Origin of the sequence: Novosphingobium sp. (assembly GCF_036820275.1) — a bacterium.
Taxonomy (GTDB): Bacteria; Pseudomonadota; Alphaproteobacteria; order Sphingomonadales; family Sphingomonadaceae; genus Novosphingobium.
In genome coordinates this window covers 1-21,757 of the sequence record NZ_DAISLT010000065.1, presented here as the reverse complement: position 1 = coordinate 21,757, position 21,757 = coordinate 1, and the positions used below count along the sequence as shown (strand labels likewise).

General features: G+C 63.8%; 16 protein-coding genes and 1 pseudogene. 10 read left to right on the top strand and 7 right to left on the bottom strand.

What is annotated here, in order from left to right:
• Positions 1–322 precede the first annotated feature (322 nt).
• Positions 323–1,225, bottom strand: a complete 903-nt coding sequence (locus V7066_RS27580) for a LysR substrate-binding domain-containing protein (protein WP_334186125.1) — start codon at positions 1,223–1,225, stop codon at positions 323–325.
• 133 nt (positions 1,226–1,358) lie between these two features.
• Between V7066_RS27580 and V7066_RS27575 the strand changes: the two genes are divergently transcribed.
• Positions 1,359–2,111, top strand: a complete 753-nt coding sequence (locus V7066_RS27575; RefSeq protein ID WP_334186124.1) for an SDR family NAD(P)-dependent oxidoreductase — start codon at positions 1,359–1,361, stop codon at positions 2,109–2,111.
• Between the two features lie 162 nt (positions 2,112–2,273).
• Here the strand turns inward: V7066_RS27575 and V7066_RS27570 are convergent, their stop codons facing one another.
• Positions 2,274–5,087, bottom strand: a complete 2,814-nt coding sequence (locus tag V7066_RS27570; RefSeq protein WP_334186123.1) for a TonB-dependent receptor domain-containing protein — start codon at positions 5,085–5,087, stop codon at positions 2,274–2,276.
• A gap of 180 nt (positions 5,088–5,267) precedes the next feature.
• On the opposite strand from V7066_RS27570, the gene V7066_RS27565 reads away from it, so the two are divergent.
• From V7066_RS27565 to V7066_RS27530, 8 genes are all read left to right on the top strand, one after another.
• Positions 5,268–6,221 carry an AraC family transcriptional regulator gene (locus tag V7066_RS27565; RefSeq protein ID WP_334186122.1) on the top strand — a complete coding sequence of 318 codons (954 nt, stop codon included), beginning with the start codon at positions 5,268–5,270 and terminating at the stop codon, positions 6,219–6,221.
• A 95-nt stretch (positions 6,222–6,316) separates the two neighbouring features.
• Positions 6,317–6,736 (top strand): hypothetical protein, encoded by a 420-nt coding sequence (locus V7066_RS27560; protein WP_334186121.1) that lies wholly within the window; start codon positions 6,317–6,319, stop codon positions 6,734–6,736.
• Between the two features lie 38 nt (positions 6,737–6,774).
• The gene (locus tag V7066_RS27555) at positions 6,775–8,592 is read left to right on the top strand and encodes an ABC transporter ATP-binding protein (protein ID WP_334186120.1); all 1,818 of its coding nucleotides are present in this window, start codon (positions 6,775–6,777) and stop codon (positions 8,590–8,592) included.
• A complete protein-coding gene (locus V7066_RS27550) occupies positions 8,592–10,394 on the top strand; it encodes an ABC transporter ATP-binding protein (RefSeq protein ID WP_334186119.1) in 1,803 nt (600 codons plus the stop codon). Before V7066_RS27555 ends, V7066_RS27550 begins: the two co-directional genes overlap by 1 nt.
• 35 nt (positions 10,395–10,429) lie before the next feature.
• Positions 10,430–11,299 carry a class I SAM-dependent methyltransferase gene (locus V7066_RS27545; protein WP_334186118.1) on the top strand — a complete coding sequence of 290 codons (870 nt, stop codon included), beginning with the start codon at positions 10,430–10,432 and terminating at the stop codon, positions 11,297–11,299.
• 84 nt (positions 11,300–11,383) lie between these two features.
• A complete protein-coding gene (locus tag V7066_RS27540; protein ID WP_334186117.1) occupies positions 11,384–12,220 on the top strand; it encodes a siderophore-interacting protein in 837 nt (278 codons plus the stop codon).
• A gap of 168 nt (positions 12,221–12,388) precedes the next feature.
• Positions 12,389–14,515: a hypothetical protein gene (locus V7066_RS27535; RefSeq protein ID WP_334186116.1), complete on the top strand. Its 2,127-nt coding sequence runs from the start codon at positions 12,389–12,391 to the stop codon at positions 14,513–14,515.
• A complete protein-coding gene (locus tag V7066_RS27530; protein WP_334186126.1) occupies positions 14,515–15,252 on the top strand; it encodes a DUF3142 domain-containing protein in 738 nt (245 codons plus the stop codon). The genes V7066_RS27535 and V7066_RS27530 overlap by 1 nt, the downstream gene beginning before the upstream one ends.
• A 229-nt stretch (positions 15,253–15,481) precedes the next feature.
• On the opposite strand, the gene V7066_RS27520 is transcribed toward V7066_RS27530, so the two are convergent.
• From V7066_RS27520 to V7066_RS27500, 5 genes are all read right to left on the bottom strand, one after another.
• Positions 15,482–15,847: a hypothetical protein gene (locus V7066_RS27520; RefSeq protein WP_334186115.1), complete on the bottom strand. Its 366-nt coding sequence runs from the start codon at positions 15,845–15,847 to the stop codon at positions 15,482–15,484.
• A gap of 13 nt (positions 15,848–15,860) precedes the next feature.
• Positions 15,861–16,580 (bottom strand): energy transducer TonB family protein, encoded by a 720-nt coding sequence (locus V7066_RS27515; RefSeq protein ID WP_334186114.1) that lies wholly within the window; start codon positions 16,578–16,580, stop codon positions 15,861–15,863.
• 477 nt (positions 16,581–17,057) lie between these two features.
• On the bottom strand, positions 17,058–19,508 hold the full coding sequence (locus tag V7066_RS27510; protein ID WP_334186113.1) for a TonB-dependent siderophore receptor: 2,451 nt from the start codon (positions 19,506–19,508) through the stop codon (positions 17,058–17,060).
• 145 nt (positions 19,509–19,653) lie between these two features.
• Positions 19,654–20,583 (bottom strand): FecR family protein, encoded by a 930-nt coding sequence (locus tag V7066_RS27505; RefSeq protein ID WP_334186112.1) that lies wholly within the window; start codon positions 20,581–20,583, stop codon positions 19,654–19,656.
• A 105-nt stretch (positions 20,584–20,688) separates the two neighbouring features.
• Positions 20,689–21,414, bottom strand: coding sequence for an RNA polymerase sigma factor (locus V7066_RS27500; protein WP_334186111.1), 726 nt, complete (start codon positions 21,412–21,414; stop codon positions 20,689–20,691).
• 12 nt (positions 21,415–21,426) lie between these two features.
• Between V7066_RS27500 and V7066_RS27495 the strand changes: the two are divergent.
• A pseudogene (locus tag V7066_RS27495) lies at positions 21,427–21,757 on the top strand (hypothetical protein); the annotation flags it as partial.

Sequence of the window (21,757 nt, the reverse complement as noted above, 5' to 3'; positions counted from 1 at the left end):
CATCCTTCGGACCCCAGTCCTTGTAGAAGATTTCGACGCCGTCCTTGGTGGTTACGTATGCCATGCGGAAATTCCTTCATGTGGGTGTGATCAGGCAGATGGGGCGGGGCCGTTGTTCGCCTCCCGTTGAAGAGATTTCTGGCGGAGATCCTTCGTTCGGAAAAGCGGGATAAAATCGCATCTTATTTTCTATGAAGTTGAATGATGGGTCAGCCGTCCATGCTCGCCCGGAGGGGATTCCATCAGAAGGGGGCGCCATCCGAAACCATCCCTTCGTATGGCCGGCATGATCTCTGCGGAATATCTGCGGAGGCGAAACTCCTCAGCTTGCGGCATCCAATGCGCGAAATGTCGCTGCGAGATGGTCGATGAAGGCGCGCACGGCAGGCGGGAGGCCGCGCCGCGTGGTGAAGACGAGATGGACGATGCCGAGCTGGCCGCCCCACTCGGGCAATAGGCGCACCAGCCTGCCCGCGGCGAGATCGTCCCTGCAGGAATGGTCGGGCAATAGCGCGACGCCCAGGTTCGCCATGACGGCCTCGCGCAAGGCAGCGAAGTCCTCGCAGGTCATGCGCGGTTCGTGACGGTGGTCGAAGGTCGAGCCGTCGGGGCCGGAGAGGTGCCAGGTCACTTCGCCGATATGGTCGCTCGACCCCAGCGTCGGTAGCGCTTCAAGGCCGTTGATCGTCGTATCGCGGAGGCTTCCGGCGAGGGCAGGGCCTGCGACGAGGATACGCCGCGATTGCCCGAGCGTGCGCATCGTAAGCGAAGCGTCGGTGTCGAGGGTCACGCGCACACGCAATGCGACATCGATACGCTCGGCGATGAGGTCGACGGCATGGTCCGTTGCCACGAGTTGCAACGTCACTTTGGGATAACGCGCCAGAAAGGCGGGAATGCGGGGCGAAAGCACTTCCACCATGCCGCGTGGGCAGCTGAAACGGATGCGGCCTTGCGGCTCGGCCTGTGCCTGCACGACGAGCGCTTCGGCCTGCTCGGCTTCTTCCAGCATGGCGCGGCAGCGCGCGTAGAACGCCTCACCGACTTCGGTGACGCGGAAGCGACGGGAGGACCGTTCGATGAGGCGAGTGCCGAGCCGTTCCTCCAGCGCCGCGACCCGGCGGCTGAGTTTTGACTTCGGGGTTCGCAAGGCCCGTCCGGCAGGCGCGAAGCCGCCATGCTTCACGACTTCGGCGAAATAGGCGTAATCGTTGAAGTCGGCCATATGTCTTCACTCATCGTTCCTCTGGTGGAACGATGAGTAGCGATTTTGCCGTCTACAGCCAAGATCGTTCCGGATGCATTTGTTCTCCAGCGGCAGGGAACGGTTCCCGCCAGATGCAAGAATGGAGAATGACATGGCTGACAAGTTCGAAAACAAGGTTGTCGTGGTTACCGGCGGCACGACGGGTATCGGCCTGGCGACGGCAAAGGCCTTTGCCGAGGAGGGCGCCTCGGTGTTCATCACCGGACGGCGGCAGGAAGCCCTCGACGCGGCGGTCAGGGAGATCGGCGGCAAAGTCACCGGCGTGCGTGCGGACATGAGCAAGCTGGCCGACCTCGACCGCCTCTATGACGCGGTCCAGCAACAGCACTCCGCCATCGACGTGCTCTTCGCCAATGCCGGAGGCGGCGAATTCGCACCGCTCGGCGCGATCACCGAGGAGCACTACGAAAAGACTTTCGACACCAATGTGAAGGGCGTGCTGTTCACGGTGCAGAAGGCGCTCCCGCTGCTGCGCGACGGGGCCTCTGTGGTCCTGACCGCCTCGACCGTCAGCATTTCGGGCACGCCTGCCCTGAGCGTCTACAGCGCCAGCAAGGCGGCGGTGCGCAACTTCGCGCGCAACTGGATCCTCGACCTCAAGGATCGCCACATCCGCGTCAATGCGGTCAGCCCCGGCGTCACCGATACGCCTGGTGTCGACGAACTGTTCGGTGGCGGCGTGGATGCCGAGAACACGAAGGCCTACCTTGCCGGGCTGATCCCGGCAGGCCGCATCGGCCAGCCCTCGGAAATTGCAAAAGCCGTGCTGTTCCTGAGTTCGGACGAGGCAAGCTTCGTCAACGGCGTCGAACTCTTCGTCGATGGTGGTCAGGTTCAGATCTGATCGGGTTCCCGTGGTTCACAAGCGCCCGCCTGCCGTCATGCGGCGGCGGGCGCTAGCCACAGGCAGCTCGTAGCCAGGAATGATCGCAGGTCTGGTGGATTTCGGCGCGACAGGGTCAGGGCGGAGGCATGTTGCTTCTGGCAACCTGCCTCCGCGGCAGGCTCAGAATCGCGCCTCCAGATTTACCTTGAGCATGCGCCCCGGATAGAAATTGTAGCCGAAGGTGGTCGGCTGTGCGTCCATCCGGTTGGTCAGGTTCGCCGCGTAGACACCCAGCTTCAGGTTGTCGTTGACCTTGTAGTTGGCGAAAAGGTCGAACTTGAGCACAGAGGGGAACAGGTTCGCGGTGAGCCAGCCGTCGCCGTCCGGGATCGGCTGGGTGGACTGGAAGCGGGTCGCATCCGTCTGCATGGCCGAGTTGTACCAGTAGGCCGCACGCTGCCGCCCGCGATAATGCGCGGTGCCGCCCAGTTCCAGCTTGTCGCCCATCGGCGTCAGCGTCGCGGTGAAAGTCCCGGTGATCGGCTGGACCAGGCTGGTCTGCATCCAGTTCCAACCCGAATAGCATATCTCTCCAGCATGGCCGAGGTTGGTGTAGAGATAGTTGCCGTCAGCGTTGGTGCTCTGGATATAGCTTCTCCCGCTAGGCGAATACCAGCTGCAGATCTTGTTGTCGTGGCGCAGCGGCAGGGTCAGGTTGCCGTGCAGGTTGAACAGAGGCTGATGGTAATCGAGGTTGAACTCGAAACCTTGCCTGATGAACGGACGTCGATCGTTGACGGCGGCCATCCCGCCAGCCGTTGGCGTGAGCAGGTGGCGGCCGGTCTCTTCGTCGCCGTAGGGGGCAGTGACCAGAGAATCCGGCGCAATGATCGGACCATAGTCGATATAGTTGGTGATGCGATTACGGTAGAACAGCATGCTCGCGTTCAGCCGGTCAGAGCCGGTGAACAGGCCCGATTGCGTGTAATCGACGCCCAGTTGCAGCGAAAGATTGCGTTCCGGTTTCAGGTCCGGATTCCCGGTGAAGATCAGGAAATTGTAGACGCCGGCCATGTACATTTCGTTGCTCGTCGGCGCGCGTTCATTGTAGTTGACCTGGCCGTGAAACGCGAGTCCGGTGCCTTCCGGTGTGTATCTTGCCGAAAAATTGGCCGACTTCAGATTGAAATTGTGACGGGCATCACCAGACGTATAGAGGGAGCCACCACCTTCATTCGGATTGATCTTGAACTGGTCAGAATATCCGGCCAAATCGGCAACAGCCATGCGCCTTGCCACCGCAACCGTGTTGCCCAGGCTTCGATAATAGGCGGTGAGCTCCGCATATTTGATGGGGAAGTCGTCTATACCGGCCTTGGCCTGATTGCCGGTCATGTAGCGCGGATCGTAGACGCTCATTCGGATATGCTGCCAGCCCGCACCCGCCGTGATCTGGAGGGGGCCTGAGCCTTCGGTACTGAGCGAGAACGCTGCGCCAATGGTGTCATTGCGCGAATCCGGGTCCCACTTGGGGACGGAATAGACGATCCCAAACCCGGCGAGATAGTCACGATAATATTCCTGCTCGGAAAGACTATCGACAGTCTTGTCCATGCGGCGCACGTCGACACCGATGTCGAAGCGCATCGGCCCGGTGAACCCAGTCGAGAAATGGGCGGTGTTGTCGAGCTTGATGCCGAAGGATTTGTTCTTCACGTCATAGTGAAGCGGCTGGTTCATGGCCATCGATCCCGGGGTGCCTAGCCAGTTCTGCTTGCGGCGCTGGTTCTCGTAGTAGAGCTGGACCGTGGGGTTGAATATCTGCGAGAATTCGCCGCCGTACTTCAGGCTTGCCACCGTGTTGCTCATTCGCGTGCGTACGGCCCATGGATCGTCACCCCAATAGGCCGTGCCGTTGCTGCCATCGTCGTTCGTCGGCACCATGATGCGAGGCGCCTGCTCGGTGAAATAGCGCGCGCCACTGGTGACGGCGAACAGGTCCAGCTTCTGGTTGTGATCGTCGCCGAAATCGTAGCGCAGGCGCAGGGTGCCCGAGTACGTGCGCTTCTTGGTGCCTTCCAGCGCACTCGATTTTGCCGCTTGCTTCAGTTCCTTCAGGTTCTGGGCGGTAAGCTGGCAATTACTGAAGCCGGAGTATGACCCGCCGTAGATGCCGATGATCCTCTGGTAACGGCAATCGCCTTCGGGCAGTCCGGTGGTGTGATCCGCGCCATAGAATGTCACGTTGTTGGCATGGAAGTTGTTTTGCATCGCGTCGGTGTCGAATCCGCTTCCCACACGATAGTCGTCATTGTTCGAATAGGCGCCGCCGGCCAGCCACTCGAAGCCGCCGGTGCGCCCTGCCAGAAACGCCGAGCCTGCCGGGCGCTGGCCATTGCCGAGACGGCCGCCGACGCTGGTGGACAGCCGCGCCACGCCGCCGATGCTGCGTCCCGGCTTCACCACGTCATCCACGTCCATGTAGCGGAAGTTCACCGAGGCGCCGAGGCCGCCGAGCGTACCGGTGCCTACAGAGCCGCCGCGCGTCACGTCGATGCCCGCCAGCAGCATCGGGTCGATGAAGATAGAGCCGGTCTGCGCGACATTGGCGCTGAACGCACTGAAACTTTGCGAGATGCCCTCGATCTGCTGGGTGATGCGGTTTTGCCCGGCAAGGCCCTGGATGCCCACCGCCACGTCAGGCCGCGAATAGAGGCTGTTGAGGTAGAGGCCCGAAATGCTCTCCACCAGATCGCCCATGTTGCTGGTGTCGCGGCGCTGGATTTCTTTCGCGCCGAGGTCGATCGTCTCGTCCTTGTCGCGCAGGCCGGTCACGGTGATCGTTTCCCGGCCGTTCTCCGCCGCCGCCGGTTCTTGCGCGAAAGCCAGAAGCGGCGCCATCGCCGTCGTCGCCAGCAGCAGCGCCGCGACTGAATTCGACCGCTTCATGGCCAATGGGGAACGCCGGTGTCCCGGGGTCTGCGCGCAGCGCATGTCGTCATCTCCTTGCAATTCGATAGCCCCCAGGCGCTTCCCCGCCCTTCAAAGGAGGAAGCGCCGAAAAATCCTCGACAATAACCGTCGAGGCGATTTAGATGCTAATGATTATCAAATGCAAATCTGCCCCTATCGGATTTGTTTCTGCCCGCATCGGGTCCGCAAGGAGCACCGCCCATGTTCTCGACGTCTTCTTCGCCCATCATCCAGACTCCGATTTCCGCCCTGATCGGGGATGGCGGGATGGGGGGCGGCGAGAATGGGTCGGGCACGTTTTCCCGCGTGGAGTTGCAACCGGGGATCGACCTGATGGTCTGGGAGGGGAACTTGCGCGAACCGATCAGCTTCGACGTCCATGACGACTGGCACCGCATCAACTTTTCCTGCGCGCTGGCGGGAAAGTCGCAGTTCTCGACGCTCGACCAGCGGCGCGACCAGACCTACCAGCTCGATGCGGGGATGAGCTGCATTAGCCACACGCCCGATTGTCGTGGGCAGACCCGTTATGCCGGGCGGCTGGAAAGCCTGTTCGTTTCGGTCGATCCCGCGCTGATGGCAGGCCTCGTCCCGGACATGCCGACGGCGCTGCGGCGCGAGATCGATTCCGGGCGGTGCTACCTTCAGGGTCAGGCGGCGGCGGAACTTGGCGCGACGGCGCAGTCTATGGTGCGGGCGCTGCAACGCACGCGCATGCGCGGCGAGGGACTGCTTTCGGGCCATTCGCGCCTGTGGATGCAGGGTCAGGCGCTGGTGCTGGCCAGCCTCGCCATCGAATCTTTCGCCGAAGATCGCGCCGCACCCGGCTTCAGTCTGGATGAGATGCGCAAGTTGCACCGTGCCCGCGACCTGCTGCTGGCCGATCTGACGCAGGCCCCCACCATCGCCATGCTGGCCGCCGAGACGGGGCTGCCGGTGATGAAGCTCAAGCGCGGTTTCCGGCATCTGTTCGACGACAGCGTATACGGCCTGTTCCAGCGCGAACGCATGGTCGAGGCGCGCCGCAGGCTGGGGGCGGATACGCCGGTCATGCTGGTCGCCAGCGACCTTGGCTATACCAATGCCAGCCATTTCGCGGCGGCCTTCCGGAAGCAGTTCGGCATCGCCCCGTCCGCGCTGAAGCGGCGCATGTGATCCGATGCGGTCATCATCGATCCCGCCTCGGGTAGAGGGTGCTTCATGAAAATGATTATCATCCGCAAGAAATGACAAGCTTGCGGAGACACTTCATGACTACTTTCGTCGACACCCGCGACTGGCCGCTGGCCCGTCTGGTCATGCCCGAGCATGTCGCTGATGCGGAAGCAGAGGGGCACATCGCCCAGCTTGTCGCGCTTTACGATCGGCAGGAGCGCTTCGTGCTGCTTCTGGCGGGCGCCGAACTGCCGCGCCATTCGCCGGCTTTCATGAAAGCCTATGCGCAGTGGAGCATGTCCACCCTCGAACTGGCGCGTCGCTATTGTCTGGGCGCGGTGCGGGTCGAGCCGGATGCCGCCCAGCGCGAGGCCTATCGTCACAGGGCGGAGCAGGCGGCCAAGGCCGGGGCGCACGCTTACCCCTACGAGATCGTCGCTGACGCGCAGGCCGCTGACGACTTGGCACGCCGCTGGCTGGGCGCGGGCGAGGCGGCAACGGCGGAACGCTCCTGAGGCCACCTCGAAACCCCTGATGTCGAATGGAGAATGCCATGCCCACCTCCGAGTCCGCTGCCGAAGCCGGTGAAAACCAGGGACCGGATTATCTCGCCAGTCTCCGCCTGGTCCGTGGGCGGATGGAGGGTTCGTCTGGTCGCTTGGCTTGCGCGGTCGTGCTGGCGACACTAGGGGTCTGCGCCGAGCTGGTGCCGGTCTGGGTGGTGTACCGCCTTGTCCTGGCCGCGACCGGGGGCTTTCTCGACTGGGCTTTCGTGCTGCGGCATGCCGGGTTCGCCACGGCTGGCGTGCTTATCGGCTTCTTCGCCATGGGGCTGGCGCTGGCCCAGTCGCACATTGTCGCTTTCGACGTGATCCATCGTCTGCGCCTGGCGATGGCAAGGCACATGGCGCGCCTGCCGCTCGGCTATTTCGCGGATCGCGCCAGCGGCGACGCCAAGAAGCTGGTGGTGGACGAGCCGGAGAAGCTGGAGGCGATCATCGCCCACGGCATCCCCGAAGGCGTGAGCGCGGTCGCGACCTGGCTGGCGGTATCGGTGTGGCTGTTCGCGGTCGACTGGCACATGGCGCTGGCCTCGGTCGTGCTGACCCCGTTGTCGTTCGTCCTGCTGTCCATCGGCATGAAGCGGGGTGGCCGGCACGCCAGAGTCTATCAGGCGGCCGGCGCGCGGATGAACGCGACGATCGTCGAATATCTCGCCGGGATGCCGGTGGTGAAGGTGTTCAACCGCACGGGCGAGAGCTTTGCCGAAACCGGCGCGGCCGTGCGCGACTATGAGGACATCGAGACGCGCTGGGCGCGCGACTATATGCCGCTGGGCGGCGCTTTCTACATGCTGGTCCTCGCCAATATCGTGGTGATCCTGCCGGTCGGGCTGGCGCTGATGCATCAGGGTTCTCTCCCGCTGCCCACGCTGCTGCTGTTCGTCATCCTCGGCGCCAATTACAGCCAGCCGCTGCTCAAGCTGTTCAACCAGTTCCACGGTCTTGCTCATATCTCGATGGGCTCGACCGCCATCGCCGACCTGCTGAACGAAGCGCCACAGACGGACGCCGGGCGGCGGGTCACGCTGCCCCATCATGACGTCGCGTTCGAGCAGGTCCGCTTCGGCTATGGCGAGAGCGACGTGATCCACGGCCTGGATTTCGTCGCACGCACTGGCCAGGTGACGGCGCTGGTCGGGCCGTCCGGTTCGGGCAAGAGCACGATCGCGGGTCTGATACCGCGCTTTCGCGACGTGCGCGCCGGGCGGATCACCATCGGCGGCGTCGACGTGCGGGATATCAGCCTCGACCAGTTGATGGAGACGGTGGCCTTCGTGTTCCAGGACACGTTCCTGTTCTCCGATACCGTTGCCGCCAACATTCGCTTCGGCAAGCCCGACGCCAGCGATGCCGAGGTCCATGCGGCGGCGGCAGCGGCGCGCGCGCATGATTTCATCAGCGCGCTGCCCCAAGGCTATGACACCCCGCTGGGCGAACAGGCGCGAACCCTGTCCGGCGGCGAGCGCCAGCGCATCGCCATCGCCCGCGCCATCCTCAAGGACGCGCCGGTGATCGTGCTCGACGAAGCCACCGCCTTCGCCGATCCCGACAATGAAGCCGCGATCCAGGAGGCGATCGGCGCGCTGACCCATGGTCGCACGCTGATCCTCGTCGCCCATCGCCTGCACACCATCATGACCGCCGACCAGATCCTCGCGATCGACCGGGGGCGGGTGGCGGAGTGCGGCACGCATGACGGGCTGCTCGGTCGGCATGGCCTCTATGCCCGGTTGTGGGACGATTACGAGCATGCCCAGGCCATTCAGCTCAGGCCCGCAGGCGCCGAAGCACAGCAGGATTCCGCATAATGAGCGCGCATGCAGCCAAAGCGCACGCCGGTGGCGGCGATGACGCCATCCATTCCGATATCGAAAGCCTGCGCCGGGTCTGGACGCTGGCGGGGCCGCTGCGCGCGAAGGTACTGCGCGGTATCCTCTATCGCTTCCTCCAGTCGCTGTCGCTGGGCCTGTCGTTCGCCGCAATGATCTGGGTGGTGACGGCGCTTGCCGCGGGCGAAGTGCTGAGCTGGCCCCGGATCGGGCTGGTGACGGCTGTAGTGCTGGTGTCGCTGCTGGGGCAGACGGTGTTCAGCTATCTGTCGGCCATCAACAGCTGGCTGGCCAGCTTCCAACTGGCGAGCGACCTGAGGCTGACGATCCTCGACCATCTGCGGCGCCTGCCCATGGCTTTCCACCTGTCGCGGCACAAGGGCGATACGGTCACGGTGCTGACCTCCGACATGCAGATGCTTGAGAGCTTCCTGTCCGACGCGCTGCCCCGGATCGCGCAAGCGTTCGGCCTGCCGGTGATCGTGCTGGGCTATCTGTTCTGGCGGGACTGGCAGGTGGCGCTGGCGGCGCTCGCCTCGATCGCGGTCGCGCTGCCGCTGTTCGCATGGACGAGCCGACGGCTGGCCGTGCTCGGTATCCGCCGACAGGACATGCAGGCCGAAGCGGGCGCGCGCATGATCGAATATGTGCAGGGCATGGCCGTGGTCCGGGCGTTCAACCGGCTGGCGAGCGGCGAGGAAAGTTTCCGCGCCGCCCTGAAGGACTTCCGCGACATCTCGGTGCGGATGGTGGTGCAACTGACGATGCCGCTGGTGCTGTTCGGAGCCGTGCTGATGCTGGGCGCACCGCTGATGATCCTTGCGGCGGGCGCGCGGCACCTGGGCGGGCATATCGACCTTGGTGCGCTGATCGCCACGCTCGTGCTGATCTTCTCGCTCTATTCCCCGCTGCTTGCGCTGATCTCGGTGATGGAACTGACGCGCATGGCCGATGCCTCGCTGACCCGGATCGACCGGATCATGACCGCCCCCAGCGCGCCGGTTCCGCTCAGGCCCCAAACTCCCGCTGGTTTCAACGTAGCGTTCGAAGCCGCCGACTTCTCCTATGTCGCGGGCAAGCCGGTGCTCACCGATGTCGGCTTCGCGGTGCCCGAGCGCACGATGACCGCAATCGTCGGCCCTTCGGGCTCGGGCAAGAGCACGATCCTCAACCTGCTGGCGCGCTTCTGGGACCTCGACGGAGGACGCATCACCATCGGTGGTGCCGATATCCGCGATATCGGCGAGGAGCAGCTTCACCGCCTCATCACCGTGGTATTCCAGGACGTCTATCTGTTCAGCGGCACCGTGTTCGACAATATCGCCTTTGGCCGAAGCGGCGCCTCGCAGGCTGAAGTCGAGGCGGCGGCGCAGGCGGCCTGTGCACATGACTTCATAATGGCCCTGCCAGAAGGTTATCGTACCCGCGTGGATGAGGGCGGCACCAGCCTGTCGGGCGGCGAGCGCCAGCGCATCTCGCTCGCCCGCGCCATCCTTAAGGACGCCCCGATCGTACTGCTGGATGAAGCGACGGCGGCGATCGACCCGACCAACGAACGCGCGGTGCAGCAGGCGCTAGCCCGACTGGTGGCGGACAAGACCCTGATCGTCGTCGCGCACAAGCTCGGCACCATTCAGGCGGCGGACCAGATCCTCGTCCTTGACGAAGGCGGCATCGCGGAGCGCGGCACGCACGAGACGCTGCTCGCCGCGAACGGCCGTTACACCCGTCTGTGGAGCCATCGCGCCCGCTCCGCGCGCTGGCAGATCGGGCAGCAATGATGGCGCTCTCAGGCGCGCAACAGGATGATATCGCGATGACGGACACGACGGCGCCAATCGAACAGGCTGGGCAAACCGGAACTTCCACCCTGTCCGGCGTACCGGAAACCTTGCTGATAACGCTTGCCGCGCGGCTGATCGCCGCTCGGCAGAACCCCGACTTGCGCTTCGCCGATCCAGCGACAGAGGCCGTGGGCAAGGCGCTTGGCTTCGATCCCGACCGCTTCTCGCACGACAGGGCCAGCATGCGCGGGTGCGTTGTTCGCGGCAAGTGGTTCGATCGGATCGTGGCGCGGTTCCTGCAAGGGAACCCGCAGGGGCTGGTCGTGTCGGTCGGTTCGGGGCTGGATACCCGTCCCAACCGGCTGGCACCGCCGCCGGGCGTCGACTGGGTGGACATCGACTTTCCCGAAGTCGTGGCCTTGCTAGAGGCCTGCGTCCCGCCATTGCCCAATGTGACTGCGCTGGCGGCAGATGCCACGGACGTCGCGGCCTGGGTCGACAAGGTTCCGTGGCGGGAGGGGCGGCCGGTCCTGATGATCGCCGAGGGTGTCGCGATGTATCTGCAACCCTCGCAAGGCATGGCCTGGCTGAACGCCATGGCTGCGCAGGCAACGGCGCGGGGATCGTCGCTCACGCTGGCACTGGACCTGGCATCGCCGCTCATGGTGAGCCAGTCGCACCGTCACCCCAGCGTATCGAAGACCGCCTCGCTCTTTCACTGGGGCGTCCGCAGGCCGGGGGACATACCCACGGCAATCCCGACATTACGGCTGTTGGAAACCCACGACATCGCGCGCCAGTGCGGGCTGCCGTCGTTCCTTGTCGCGTCGGCGTACCGGCTGCTTACGCTGGGCCGCCCGATCTACAGTTGCGCCCGGTTCGGCACATCCGATGCCGACTGACGGCGGTGTGCATGGGGGGCTGCGTCCTTGCGCTTGCCCGCCGGTTCCCCTTGCTTCCCCCCACCTCCTGCAGGAGAGGACCTGATGACCGAACCCGTTTCCGATAGCCGTCCCGCCACCGCCCTTCGCGGCGAGGATCACGATCGCGCTTTGCACGATACGCGCGCCACGGTCGTATCCATCGAACGGCCGAGCTGGACCGTCCTGCGCATCAAGGCACGGCTGGAAGCCTCCATGGAGGATCCGAACTGGTCCGTTCCCAACGTCGCGTTTCGCCTTCATCTGAACGACGAGGGCGTCGATCTGTCGCGCATCTACACGGTGCGCGACACGGATGACGCCGGCCATTTCCGGTTCGATGTGGTCGTGCACGAAGGCTCCAGTCCGATGATGCGGTGGTGCGCGGCGTTGCGTATCGGCGAAACCTTCGGCCTCACCGGTCCCCGCCCGCACATGGGCATTCCCGACGCGCCCGGCGGCAAGGTCGCTCTCTTTGTCGACGAGACCGGCATTCCGGCGCTCTATGCCCTGATGCAGCGCTGGCCGCAGGGCGTGACGGGCACCGGCTGGATCGTGGCGCGCGATCAGGCGATCGTTTCTGAACTGCCTCAGGTTGAGGGCCTGACCCTGCATCGCATCGAGGCTGACGACGCTCCGCAACCTTTGTTCGAGCGTGCAGCATTGCTCGAAAGTGCCGGAACCTATGTGGTCTGGGCTGCTGGTGAGCGGCGCGAGATGCGTACCATCCGCCAGCACTTCATGGCGCTCGGTGTTGCTCGCGAGCACCTTGCGATTACCGGCTATTGGGGGCGGGGCTTCAGCAACACGCAGATCGATGAGCGCCGTAAAGCGGACTACGAGAACGTATTGGCGCAGGGAGGTTCATTGGCAGACTATGACGATTTGGCCGTCGAAATCTAACTAAGGGCAAAGTGCGCCAAGGGCAGATTTGGCCGAGAACGCCATTCTGCGTCACCCTCGCATCGACGGCTGCCGAACAGCCTCTCGGTCGACAAAGGAATAGGCCAGATGTATCGTGCCGGGAAGTCAGGGCATGGCAACCCAATGACAACAAGGGACAACATTCACATGAGCGCCAAAGCATCGCTTCGTCGCACCCGAGCGAAAACGATAGTGCTGGCAGGCACCCTCATTTCGGCGCTCGGCCTCGCGAGTTCGGTTTGGGCCTCCGGCGATTCCGGTTACTGCGGGCCTGACTGGCGGCTGGCCGCGCCGTCCTACGACTGCGCTGGCCGGGGCATGCTCAGCCCCGGGAACGACACGCGCATCAACATGCTGCTGCTGATGCGCAGCCTTCGCCCCTCGTCGAAAGAAAACGAAGCAGACACTTACGACACCGCGCTCGGCCGCACCTTCTTTTCGTGGGATAGTCTGACAGCATCGCTCCAACGACCACCGGAACGCAAGGTTGAGATGGAGCTGGGGAACTGCCAGGTCAGTGCGGAGGGTATCCTGGCATTCCGGGATGCGCTTGCCGCCGAAAAGAGTCTTTCCGCAGCGGATCGCAGCGGCCTTGATCGCCTGCGTGGGCAAGTCGGGTGCAGCGCCGTGGAGTGGGGCGGTTTCACCGCCAGCAGTGCCCCAGGGCGGGAATACCTCGCCTATCTGAAAGCAGCCGACGCGTTCTACGCGGGGGACTGGGCCGGTGCCCGCGCCGGGTTCTCGGCGCTGACCCGTGCTCGCAACCCGTGGGTGGCTGAAACCGCGCGCTACATGCCGATCCGGATCAGCCTGCGAGCTGCAGTGGCGGACGCGGTGGACCAATACGGCGACTTCGCCGGGGTGGACAAGGCGAACGACGAAGCCGTGACCTCCGCCGGCAAGGCTATCGGCGATTACCTCAAGGCCTATCCCAAGGGGCGCTATGCCGCTTCCGCCAAGGGCCTGATCCGCCGCGTCGCCTGGCTGGAGAACGATCAGGCCGCCTTTGCGCGCCTTCTAGAAAATGAACTCGCCACGCAGGGGGGAGACACCGCCGCGGCGGCCTCCCTTGCGAACGAGATCGACCGCAAGCTGCTGGAGCAGGACGGTGCCGATGCGTTCATCACGGGTCTGGGCAATACGCCGCTGCTGCTGACGATCAGCAATCTCAAGCGGATGCGGAGCAGCGCCGTAGAAGCCATGCCCCTTTCGGCGAGTGAACTTGCAGCGCAGAAGAACCAGTTCTCCGCCTATGGCGATCTCTATGGGTTCCTGCTGGCGACCCGAGCCTTCCAGGCGCAGGAACAGCCCGCCACGATCCTGCGTCTCCTGCCCGATGCTGCGCGCGAAAGCCGCTACACACCGCTTGCGTTCAGCCGGCAGGTTCTGCGCGGCATGGCCCTGAACCGGGCGTCGGACCCCAACGAGGCAGGCTTCTGGCGCGAGTTGCTGGGCGGTTCCGCACCCACGTTCCAGCGTCCGCTCGTGGAGCTTGGCCTGGCCACCCGCTGGCAGCGCGGAGCGAAGCTTGCGGATATCTTCGCCCCCGGCTCGCCCGTGACCGACACTACAACGCGCGAATTGCTGCTCCAGACGCGGGCGACCCCGGCAATCCTGCGCGCAACCGTAAAGGATACGAGCCGCCCCGCGCGTGAGCGCGATATCGCGCTGTTCAGCCTGCTGTTCAAGCAGCTCAATCACGGCGCCTACGCCGATTCCACCAGAGATCTGGCGCTCGTCCCGGCCGATGCCGACAACCGCGCAGGCCTGTGGTCCTTCGACGATCAGGCCACGATCCCGGTCGGTCTATTCCGCAAGGGCAACTGGGCGGACGTATTCAGCTGCCCGGCGCTGGACCGGACGGCGGCGGCACTTGCCAGCAATCCGCGTGACCGCAAGGCCCAACTCTGCCTCGGGGACTTCTACCGCCTCAACGGGTTCGACGGGTTCCGCCTGTTCCGGCCCGGCCCGACCGCGGACTATCTGGGATATGGCCCGGACGGCGTTCCGGGCAAGGCGCTGTCTCGAGAGGGACTTTACAACGAGATCATCGCCGACCGCAGCGCATCCGCCGACCTGCGCGCCTATGCGCTCTACCGCGCTGTCATGTGCTACGCACCTTCGGGCTACAGCGATTGCCTGGGCATCGCGCGCAACGATCCGGACAGCGATGCCGCCGCTGCTCCGCAATCCCGCCGCAAGGCCTGGTTCACCGAACTGAAGCAGCGCTACCCCGACAGCCAGTGGGCCAAGGATCTGCGTTACTATTGGTGATGCTCAAGCCTTGGCGCGCCCTCGTCTCAGCCCTGCTGATCCCGATCGTTCTGGCCGGCTGCAAACCTGATGCGCCGCCCCAGGAGCCGCGCGTTGACCCCGCCGCTTACGACGCATTTTACGTCTGGCCAGGTGTCCGGCCGGCTGCGGACCTGCGCCCGCGAACGCTCTACCTCCTCAACGCAGAAGTGCGCAAGGTGGGGGCACCCCGCTTTGAGCGACTGCGCATGGGCGTGCCGCGTCTGCACGGAACAGCGGTTTGGCTTGTGGTACGCACCGAGCGACTGGACTGGGACGCGGCCACTTATGCGGCGCTCCTTGGCGATCTCGACCGCTGGCAGCAGGCGGGCAACGAGGTCGTTGGCCTGCAAGTCGATTTTGACGCGGCCACGCGCGGTATCGCTGGCTATGCCGAATTCCTGACCGACCTTCGCCAGCGCCTGCCCAGGCACTGGCAGCTTTCGGTGACCGGCCTCATGGACTGGAGTGCTCACGGCGACCCCCACGATCTTGCCCGGCTGGGATCCGTGATCGACGAAGTCGTGGTACAGACCTATCAGGGCCGCAGCACGATTCCGGGCTACGGTGCCTATTTTCGGCGCATGGAGAACTTCCCCATCCCTTTTCGGGTCGCCCTGGTGGAAGGTGGTACCTGGCAGGCCCCGGCCATGCTGGCGAAACAACCGCTTTTTCGCGGGTATGTCGTGTTTCTGCTCCGTTCCGGAGCAGGTCGTTAGAGCGTCGCGCGGGTTTCGGAAGCAGGCCAATCCGCTCATAATAGCGGATCGTCTCGATCTTCCTGTTTGTGGCTTTGCCCATTTCCCCGATCGTCAACGCCATGCTCTTGACCCTGTAGTTGCTACAGGCCCTACCGTCCATGACGGCAGCCTCATCTCTCTGGTCGGCGCTTACATGCGCAAGACCGCGAGTTTTTTCGCGCGCGCGCGGAGAGAGGCTGCATCAACTTTACGTGACGTCCTGCAACCGATGTCCGTACAGGGTGAACGGGTAGAGCCGCAGCCCGGCCTTTTCGAGCAGCACGGCACAACGGGTTACGACCGCGGCAAGGCGGCGATTTTGCGGACGCAGATGCCTGACCGCGACGCGCTGCGCGGCGGCGAGCCAGGAGAGTAGCGTCAATTCATCGTCTCCAAGGTAACGCGTATCCGCGTCCTGGATGACCAGCCCTTGGCTGCTCGCCAGAACCCGCAGCCGGGAGAAGGCAGCGGCGTGGCGATCGTCCAGGAACGGGTCGTTCTCACCGCGCAGGATTGCCAGCACGCGGCGCTCGATGCGCGGGCGGCGACGCAGGGAGCGGTTGCTGTAGCTCATCGCGGGGGCTCCCTCAGCGCATGAAGAATTCAACCGGGACGACGAGTTCGAGCGGATCGCCCTTCACGTCCTCGGGCGGTTTGGGCAGCGGCTGGGCGCGTTTCGGTAGAGCCAGGGCTTCCTGATCAAGCGAGCGGAAGCCCGAGGAGCGCTCCAGCGAGGCCGAAAGTACCTTGCCTTGCCGGTCCATCGTGAAGCGGATGTAGGGCACGCCCTGCTGGCGGGAAAAGTGCGCGTCGCGGGGATAGCGCTTCACCTTGTCGAGCGCGCCGAGCACGAGGCCCTGCCAGGTCGGCTTGCCGCTTGACACTTGCGGCGCAGGCGGCGCGGGTTTGCTGACCGGCGCAGTGGTCTCCCTGACCGGCGGGCCGGGATCGACAGGCACCGGCTTGGCGGGCGACGCCGCAGGCACGAGATTGTCGTTCGGGATCGCGATCTTCGGCGGCTCGATTTCGAGCTTCTCGGGCTTGGGCTGCTGCCGTTCCTTCTGCACCTGCTCCGGCCCCGGCGGGACTTCGCGCACCGGCTCGGGCGGGGCAGCGGGCGGGGCGACGTTGAAGGCGGCAATGTTCGCCGGCGGTGGAGACGCCGCGTAAGTCTGCCAGGTCAGGAACAGCCCTGCGAGGACGGCAAGCCCGATCGCGCTCGTAGCGCAAAGGCCGACCAGTCGCGTACCCAGGGGAACGGGCTGGTCGGCGTAGCGGACAAACGGCTCCGAGGCGGTTTCGCACATTGGCTCGAATTCCACAGGGAGAGTGCGGGAAGGCCGATGTGAGGCAAGAGAAGTGGTCATGACGCGAATCCGGAACCGAGCATGAAAGTACAGCAGAAAGGAAGCGCAATCGGCACGGACGTGACTCGGCCGAGACCGTGAAACATCGTCATCAAGTTCGACACGCGGACGATCGGCCGACCGGTTCCGTCCTCGCCCCCGGCAACATTGCTTTGCGGGGCGGGAGCGGCTTGCTTCTGTCCATGGCCGGTAGCCATGCGGCAAAAGCCGCGGCTCCGGACGGGACCGCGATCAGCATGTCGGAACCGACAGAGACCCGTTCGGCTACCGGAAGGCTTGCAGCCTGAAAACCCAGGGTGATGAGCGCATTGGCGAGCGGAACCTGCGCGTAGAGCAAGGCCGCCGTTGCCAGAAACCGATCCATGTCCGCGTAAACGGACGCGCCGCCGAACCAGCCATCGCATCCGTTTGATCACGTTACAGCTTACCGCGCAGTGTCAGGCGGAAATTCCGGGGCTCGCCGTAAATGTTGTAGAAAATCGCGTAGCCGGGGATACGCAGGTAGGTCTTGTCGAACAGATTGCTCACAACCAGGGAGGCATCCCATCGATCGGAGATTTCATAGCCCAGCTTCGCATTGACGGTGGCATAAGCCCCCTGGCGCACGAGATCGGTGTACATGTTGCTCTGCCACTGCACTCCAGCACCAGCCTGAAGGCCCGAAGCCCAGCCTTGCACACCCGCCTTGCCGAAGTTGACCTGGGTCCAGGCCTTCAGCATGTTCTCCGGACTCTGGGCGGGCAGGAAACGGTTACCCACATTGGTGGGATCGGTGTCGCTCAAATATCTCTGCTGGTTGTAGGTATAGCCGGCCGTAAGTTCCCAGCCCGGCATGGGACTGCCGCTGACTTCAAGTTCGATGCCCTGACTGCGGACCTTGCCCGCCGCGCGTGAGCAGGTCCCGTCTACCGTTCCCCCGCATCCGATGTTTTCCTCATCGACGATAGCGCGATTGGAATCGTGGATGCGGAACAAGGCGATCGACGCGTTGAGCATGTCATCGAAGAAGCTGCCCTTCACGCCTGTCTCAAGCTGCCATCCGACACGCGGCGCCAAAGTGCGATTGTTCACGTCCTGGGCGGTCTGGGGGGCGAACGTGTCGGTGTAGCTGGCATAGAGGGTCACGTGGTCGGTCACGTCGAGCACGGCGCCGGCATAAGGCGTGAAGCGGCCTTTCGTGGTTGCGCTACTGCCGACCCAAGGAGTTACGGTCGGAACGACGTCACGGTCCTTTATCGTGAAGTTCGTCAGCCGGCCGCCAACGATCACCGTCAGGGGATCGGCCAGCCGGATACGCGCCGAGCCGTAGATGCCGGTCTGCGCCGTCACCGTCTCGTAGCGGTACGTGATGTTCTCATCGATGACGGCCGACAGATCATGATCGTTCAGGACATCCCACGATCCCGGGTTCACGAACTTTGTCCCGCCGGTGAAGTCGTAGCGCGAACGGTTGACACCGAACGTCAGGTCATGCGTCCGCCCGAGCACGTGCACCGGCCCCGTCACATGCGCATCGAAGCTGTGCCACTTCGTTTCCTGCTCGACCCGTCCGGCGGACATACCGCTGACCAGGCCGGTGTCGCGGTCGATCGCTTCCCAGGGAAACACGGAATAGCCGCCATAGCTCAGCCGACGCAGGCTGTAGGCCCCTTTGAACGTCCAGCCGCCACCGAAGTCGTGGCTGAGATCGACCACCATCTCCCGCGAGCGGCTACGCGAGGCTTTGTCCGACCCCGTGAAGGAGCCGCGCGCCGGGACGGTATTGTCATCGTACAGCGGCAGGCCGAATGAATTGATGTAGGTGCGCTGCGAATAGATGCCGCTCACACCCAAGGTCGTGCGCGGCGTCAGATCATATTCCAGAACACCGTAGACCGCGCGATCATGGTTGTAGCCGACATCATAGAACTTGTCCTCGTTCTGAAAGACGCCGACGACACGGGCACGCACGTTGCCCGAAGCCGTCAGCGGACCACCGACATCGACTTCACCGCGATACCGGTCCCACGACCCGACCGAAGCGAGACCGGATACGGCAAGAACATCCGTAGGTCGCTTGCGGACGTAATTGACCGTCCCTCCCGGCTCGCCGCTGCCCGTCAGCAGGCCGGACGGGCCGCGAAGAACTTCGATGCGATCGAAGAACGCAAGATCGTCGGTGTTGGAGCTTGCCTTGTCCGAACCCTCCTGCTGCGGCACCCCGTTGTACTGCGCGTTGGCGGCATAGCCGCGGATGATGTACTGCTCCTGGCGCTCGTAGCCGAAACTGCGCACCCCGGTAACCTGATCCAGGGCCTCGCTGACCGTCGTGAGGCTCTGGTCATTCATGCGCTCGCGCGTGATGACACTCACGGACTGGGGGATTTCACGAAGCGATTGAGCGCTTTTGCCCACGGTGACGGTACGCGCGGAGTACGATCCGGTGCCCTCGGTCACACCGGGATCCGAGGAGGCTAAGCCGCCGTTTCCCTCGGCTCCCTCAACCCTGACCGGCCCCAACTGCACTGCAGATCCCGACGCCTGGGGCGCTGCTTCCAGCACCACGGTGGTCCGGCTGGTCAGACGGAACGTGATGCCCGTGCCACGCAGCAATATTCCGAGCGCCTCGGTGGGTGCATGAACGCCGGTTACAGCCGAACTGGTGCGGCCTTCGACCAGTGTGGTATCAGCCGTCACTTGCAGGCCCGATTGGCGGCCGAACTGCATGATCGCTTCGGTCAACGGCTGCGCGGCGATATCGAAACTGCGCTGACTTGCAGACTGGGCCTGCGCCGGCACCGCGATGAGGACGATCGGCGCGGTCGACGCCAGCAGCACGACTACCGCCCTCATGCCGATCGCCCTGCGAAACTTCTTACCCCCGGTCATGCGTGCTCCTTCAACGAGATGAACAGGCTGCGCTTTCGATAATGCGTCGCAACAGCCGATATTCTCTCCACGTGAAGGCGAATGGTTTTTTCAAAATGATGCAGGATTTTTTTTGAGTGCAGAGCGACCAGGCCCGTCAGAACCGCTATTTGCCGGTCACGATCATCACCCACGGCGTGAGTTTCAGGATCGTGCCGCCATGCGGCTGAACCATGGCGCGAAGCGCTTCTTGGGGATCCGTCAGGCGAAAAATCCCCGTCAGCTTCTGCTGACCAATCCCGTCATCGGCAAGGATGATCCGCCCTTTGTACCAGGGGCGTAGTTCGTCGATCGCTTCGGCAACCGTTCGGCCGCGGATCACGACCGAACCGGTTCGCCAAATCCCTGCAAGATCGCTGGCCTGATGCCCGGTGCGAAGGGTGTGACCAGGCTCCTCGCTGATCCAGTCTCCCGCGCCCAGCACGTGCACTCCGGCGCCTTCGACACGGACGCGGCCGTGGCCCACAGCAACATTGCGACCCGCGCCGATCATTCGGACATCGAACGCCGTGCCGAGCGCGGTCGCGGCGATACCGTCCGTCGTTACGCGGAAAGGACGAGCCGGGTCAGGATGGACTTCAAACCACGCCTGCCCTCTCAGCAGGCGGATGTCCCGACGACCTCGCGAGTAGTTTACCGCAATCGCACTTTCCGGCCCGAGGTTTACATGGCTTCCATCATCAAGTGTGACCTTGGCCATGTCTCCGGATGCTGTCAGGTGATCCGCCTGCCAGCGCAGGGAAAGTTCCGGACCAACGAGAACCGTCAAAGCCGCAACGGCCGCCGCCATTACCGGGATTTTCCGCCAAAGCCGCCTTCGAGGCGGCCGCGCGACGGTCGGTTTGCTCGATGCTCCAGGCGAGAGATGCTCGGGATAGCGCGGCTTCACATCGCCGATCACTTCGAACAGCGCCTGCATTTCACCCCAGGCAAGCCCATGGCCGGGAGCGGCGTCGTGCCATGCGGCAAACGCGCGTTCCAGTTCATGGTCGCCAGGTCGCTCACGCATGCGAACCAGCCAGTCGGCAGCTTCCATGCTGACCCGCTCTGCATCATCCGACATGGATAGTCTCCCTGACCGGCGACAAGCCGTGATACCGGATACACGTCGAGCGAGGGGTATTTTTCAAGTTCAAGACCATCACTCGCCTCCTGCTGCATCGTCAAGGCGGCAGAGCCGGTGGCATTCGGCCAGCCCTTTTGCGATCAAGAGGTGGGCTAGGGATACTGATATGTTCAACCGGTCCGCGATTTCGCGCAGCTTGAAGCCCCCCAGCCGATACATCTCAATCGCGATGCGTTGGCGCTCCGGGAGCGTGGCGAGAGCCTGTTCCACGCACTGAAGCTCCGCTCTGGCGCCGATCACGACTTCGGGCGAAGGCGCTTCGTCCGCTAGTTCCGCAAGAGCGTCCGCCCCGTTCTCGGTGATATGCTGTGCTCGTCTGCTTGCCCTGCGCCGACTGTCGATCGCCAGATTGCGGACGACACGATAAAGATAGGGCACCGGCTCACGCAAAGGTTCGCGGTCAAGAACCTTGCGCAATTGCAGCCATGCATCCTGGACGACGTCTTCGGCTTCGGCTCGGTCGCCAGAAATCCGCTCTGCATAAGCGATCAAGGCGCGTCGATGAGCGCCGTAGATGTCATCCTGGATATGCTTGGACCGCAAAAACCCGCCCTTTGTACTGCCACGCGCCAGATCGCATGGGCACACCCGGCTGACGGGAATCCGCTGTAAATGCGAATTATTTGCAATATATAGCGATGGCCGGTGACGGGAGCAACGCCGGAGTTCGAGCATTGGCGGACGAGGCTTGAGGCATTCCGGATCAATCGATGATGGACAGGTGACCGCGAAATTGGGCAAGTTGGCGGTCCGATGTCCAAGCCGATTGGAAAATGCATGAAAGAGTGCATGAATAGGATCGCTGCGCTGGCCGCGATTGCCGCAGCCGTTCTTGGCGTTGGTCCTGCAATCGCCGAACCACCGGTTCCGCAAAATTCCGTGGGGCCGCACAACCGGGCGGAAGCTGTCAAAATCATTGCCGACCTGCGGGAAATCGTCAGCCCGCAGGGTTTGCAGGCGATCGAGACAGTGCCGATCGGCGGCATTTCCCAGGCCGTGTCGATCCGCAGCCAGGATTTGCGCAACCCCGTACTGATCTACTTTCATGGCGGCCCGGGGTTCGTCGAGATGCCTCTCGACTGGT

What these genes read in the sequence shown, in the direction of transcription:
- V7066_RS27565 (WP_334186122.1), top strand. Translation starts at nt 5,268, where the DNA reads ATGTTCTCGACGTCTTCTTCGCCCATCATCCAGACTCCGATTTCCGCC.
- V7066_RS27515 (WP_334186114.1), bottom strand. Translation starts at nt 16,580, where the DNA reads ATGTGCGAAACCGCCTCGGAGCCGTTTGTCCGCTACGCCGACCAGCCC.
- V7066_RS27510 (WP_334186113.1), bottom strand. Translation starts at nt 19,508, where the DNA reads ATGACCGGGGGTAAGAAGTTTCGCAGGGCGATCGGCATGAGGGCGGTA.
- V7066_RS27560 (WP_334186121.1), top strand. Translation starts at nt 6,317, where the DNA reads ATGACTACTTTCGTCGACACCCGCGACTGGCCGCTGGCCCGTCTGGTC.
- V7066_RS27540 (WP_334186117.1), top strand. Translation starts at nt 11,384, where the DNA reads ATGACCGAACCCGTTTCCGATAGCCGTCCCGCCACCGCCCTTCGCGGC.
- V7066_RS27535 (WP_334186116.1), top strand. Translation starts at nt 12,389, where the DNA reads ATGAGCGCCAAAGCATCGCTTCGTCGCACCCGAGCGAAAACGATAGTG.
- V7066_RS27530 (WP_334186126.1), top strand. Translation starts at nt 14,515, where the DNA reads ATGCTCAAGCCTTGGCGCGCCCTCGTCTCAGCCCTGCTGATCCCGATC.
- V7066_RS27570 (WP_334186123.1), bottom strand. Translation starts at nt 5,087, where the DNA reads ATGCGCTGCGCGCAGACCCCGGGACACCGGCGTTCCCCATTGGCCATG.
- V7066_RS27575 (WP_334186124.1), top strand. Translation starts at nt 1,359, where the DNA reads ATGGCTGACAAGTTCGAAAACAAGGTTGTCGTGGTTACCGGCGGCACG.
- V7066_RS27520 (WP_334186115.1), bottom strand. Translation starts at nt 15,847, where the DNA reads ATGAGCTACAGCAACCGCTCCCTGCGTCGCCGCCCGCGCATCGAGCGC.
- V7066_RS27505 (WP_334186112.1), bottom strand. Translation starts at nt 20,583, where the DNA reads ATGGAAGCTGCCGACTGGCTGGTTCGCATGCGTGAGCGACCTGGCGAC.
- V7066_RS27580 (WP_334186125.1), bottom strand. Translation starts at nt 1,225, where the DNA reads ATGGCCGACTTCAACGATTACGCCTATTTCGCCGAAGTCGTGAAGCAT.
- V7066_RS27545 (WP_334186118.1), top strand. Translation starts at nt 10,430, where the DNA reads ATGACGGACACGACGGCGCCAATCGAACAGGCTGGGCAAACCGGAACT.
- V7066_RS27550 (WP_334186119.1), top strand. Translation starts at nt 8,592, where the DNA reads ATGAGCGCGCATGCAGCCAAAGCGCACGCCGGTGGCGGCGATGACGCC.
- V7066_RS27555 (WP_334186120.1), top strand. Translation starts at nt 6,775, where the DNA reads ATGCCCACCTCCGAGTCCGCTGCCGAAGCCGGTGAAAACCAGGGACCG.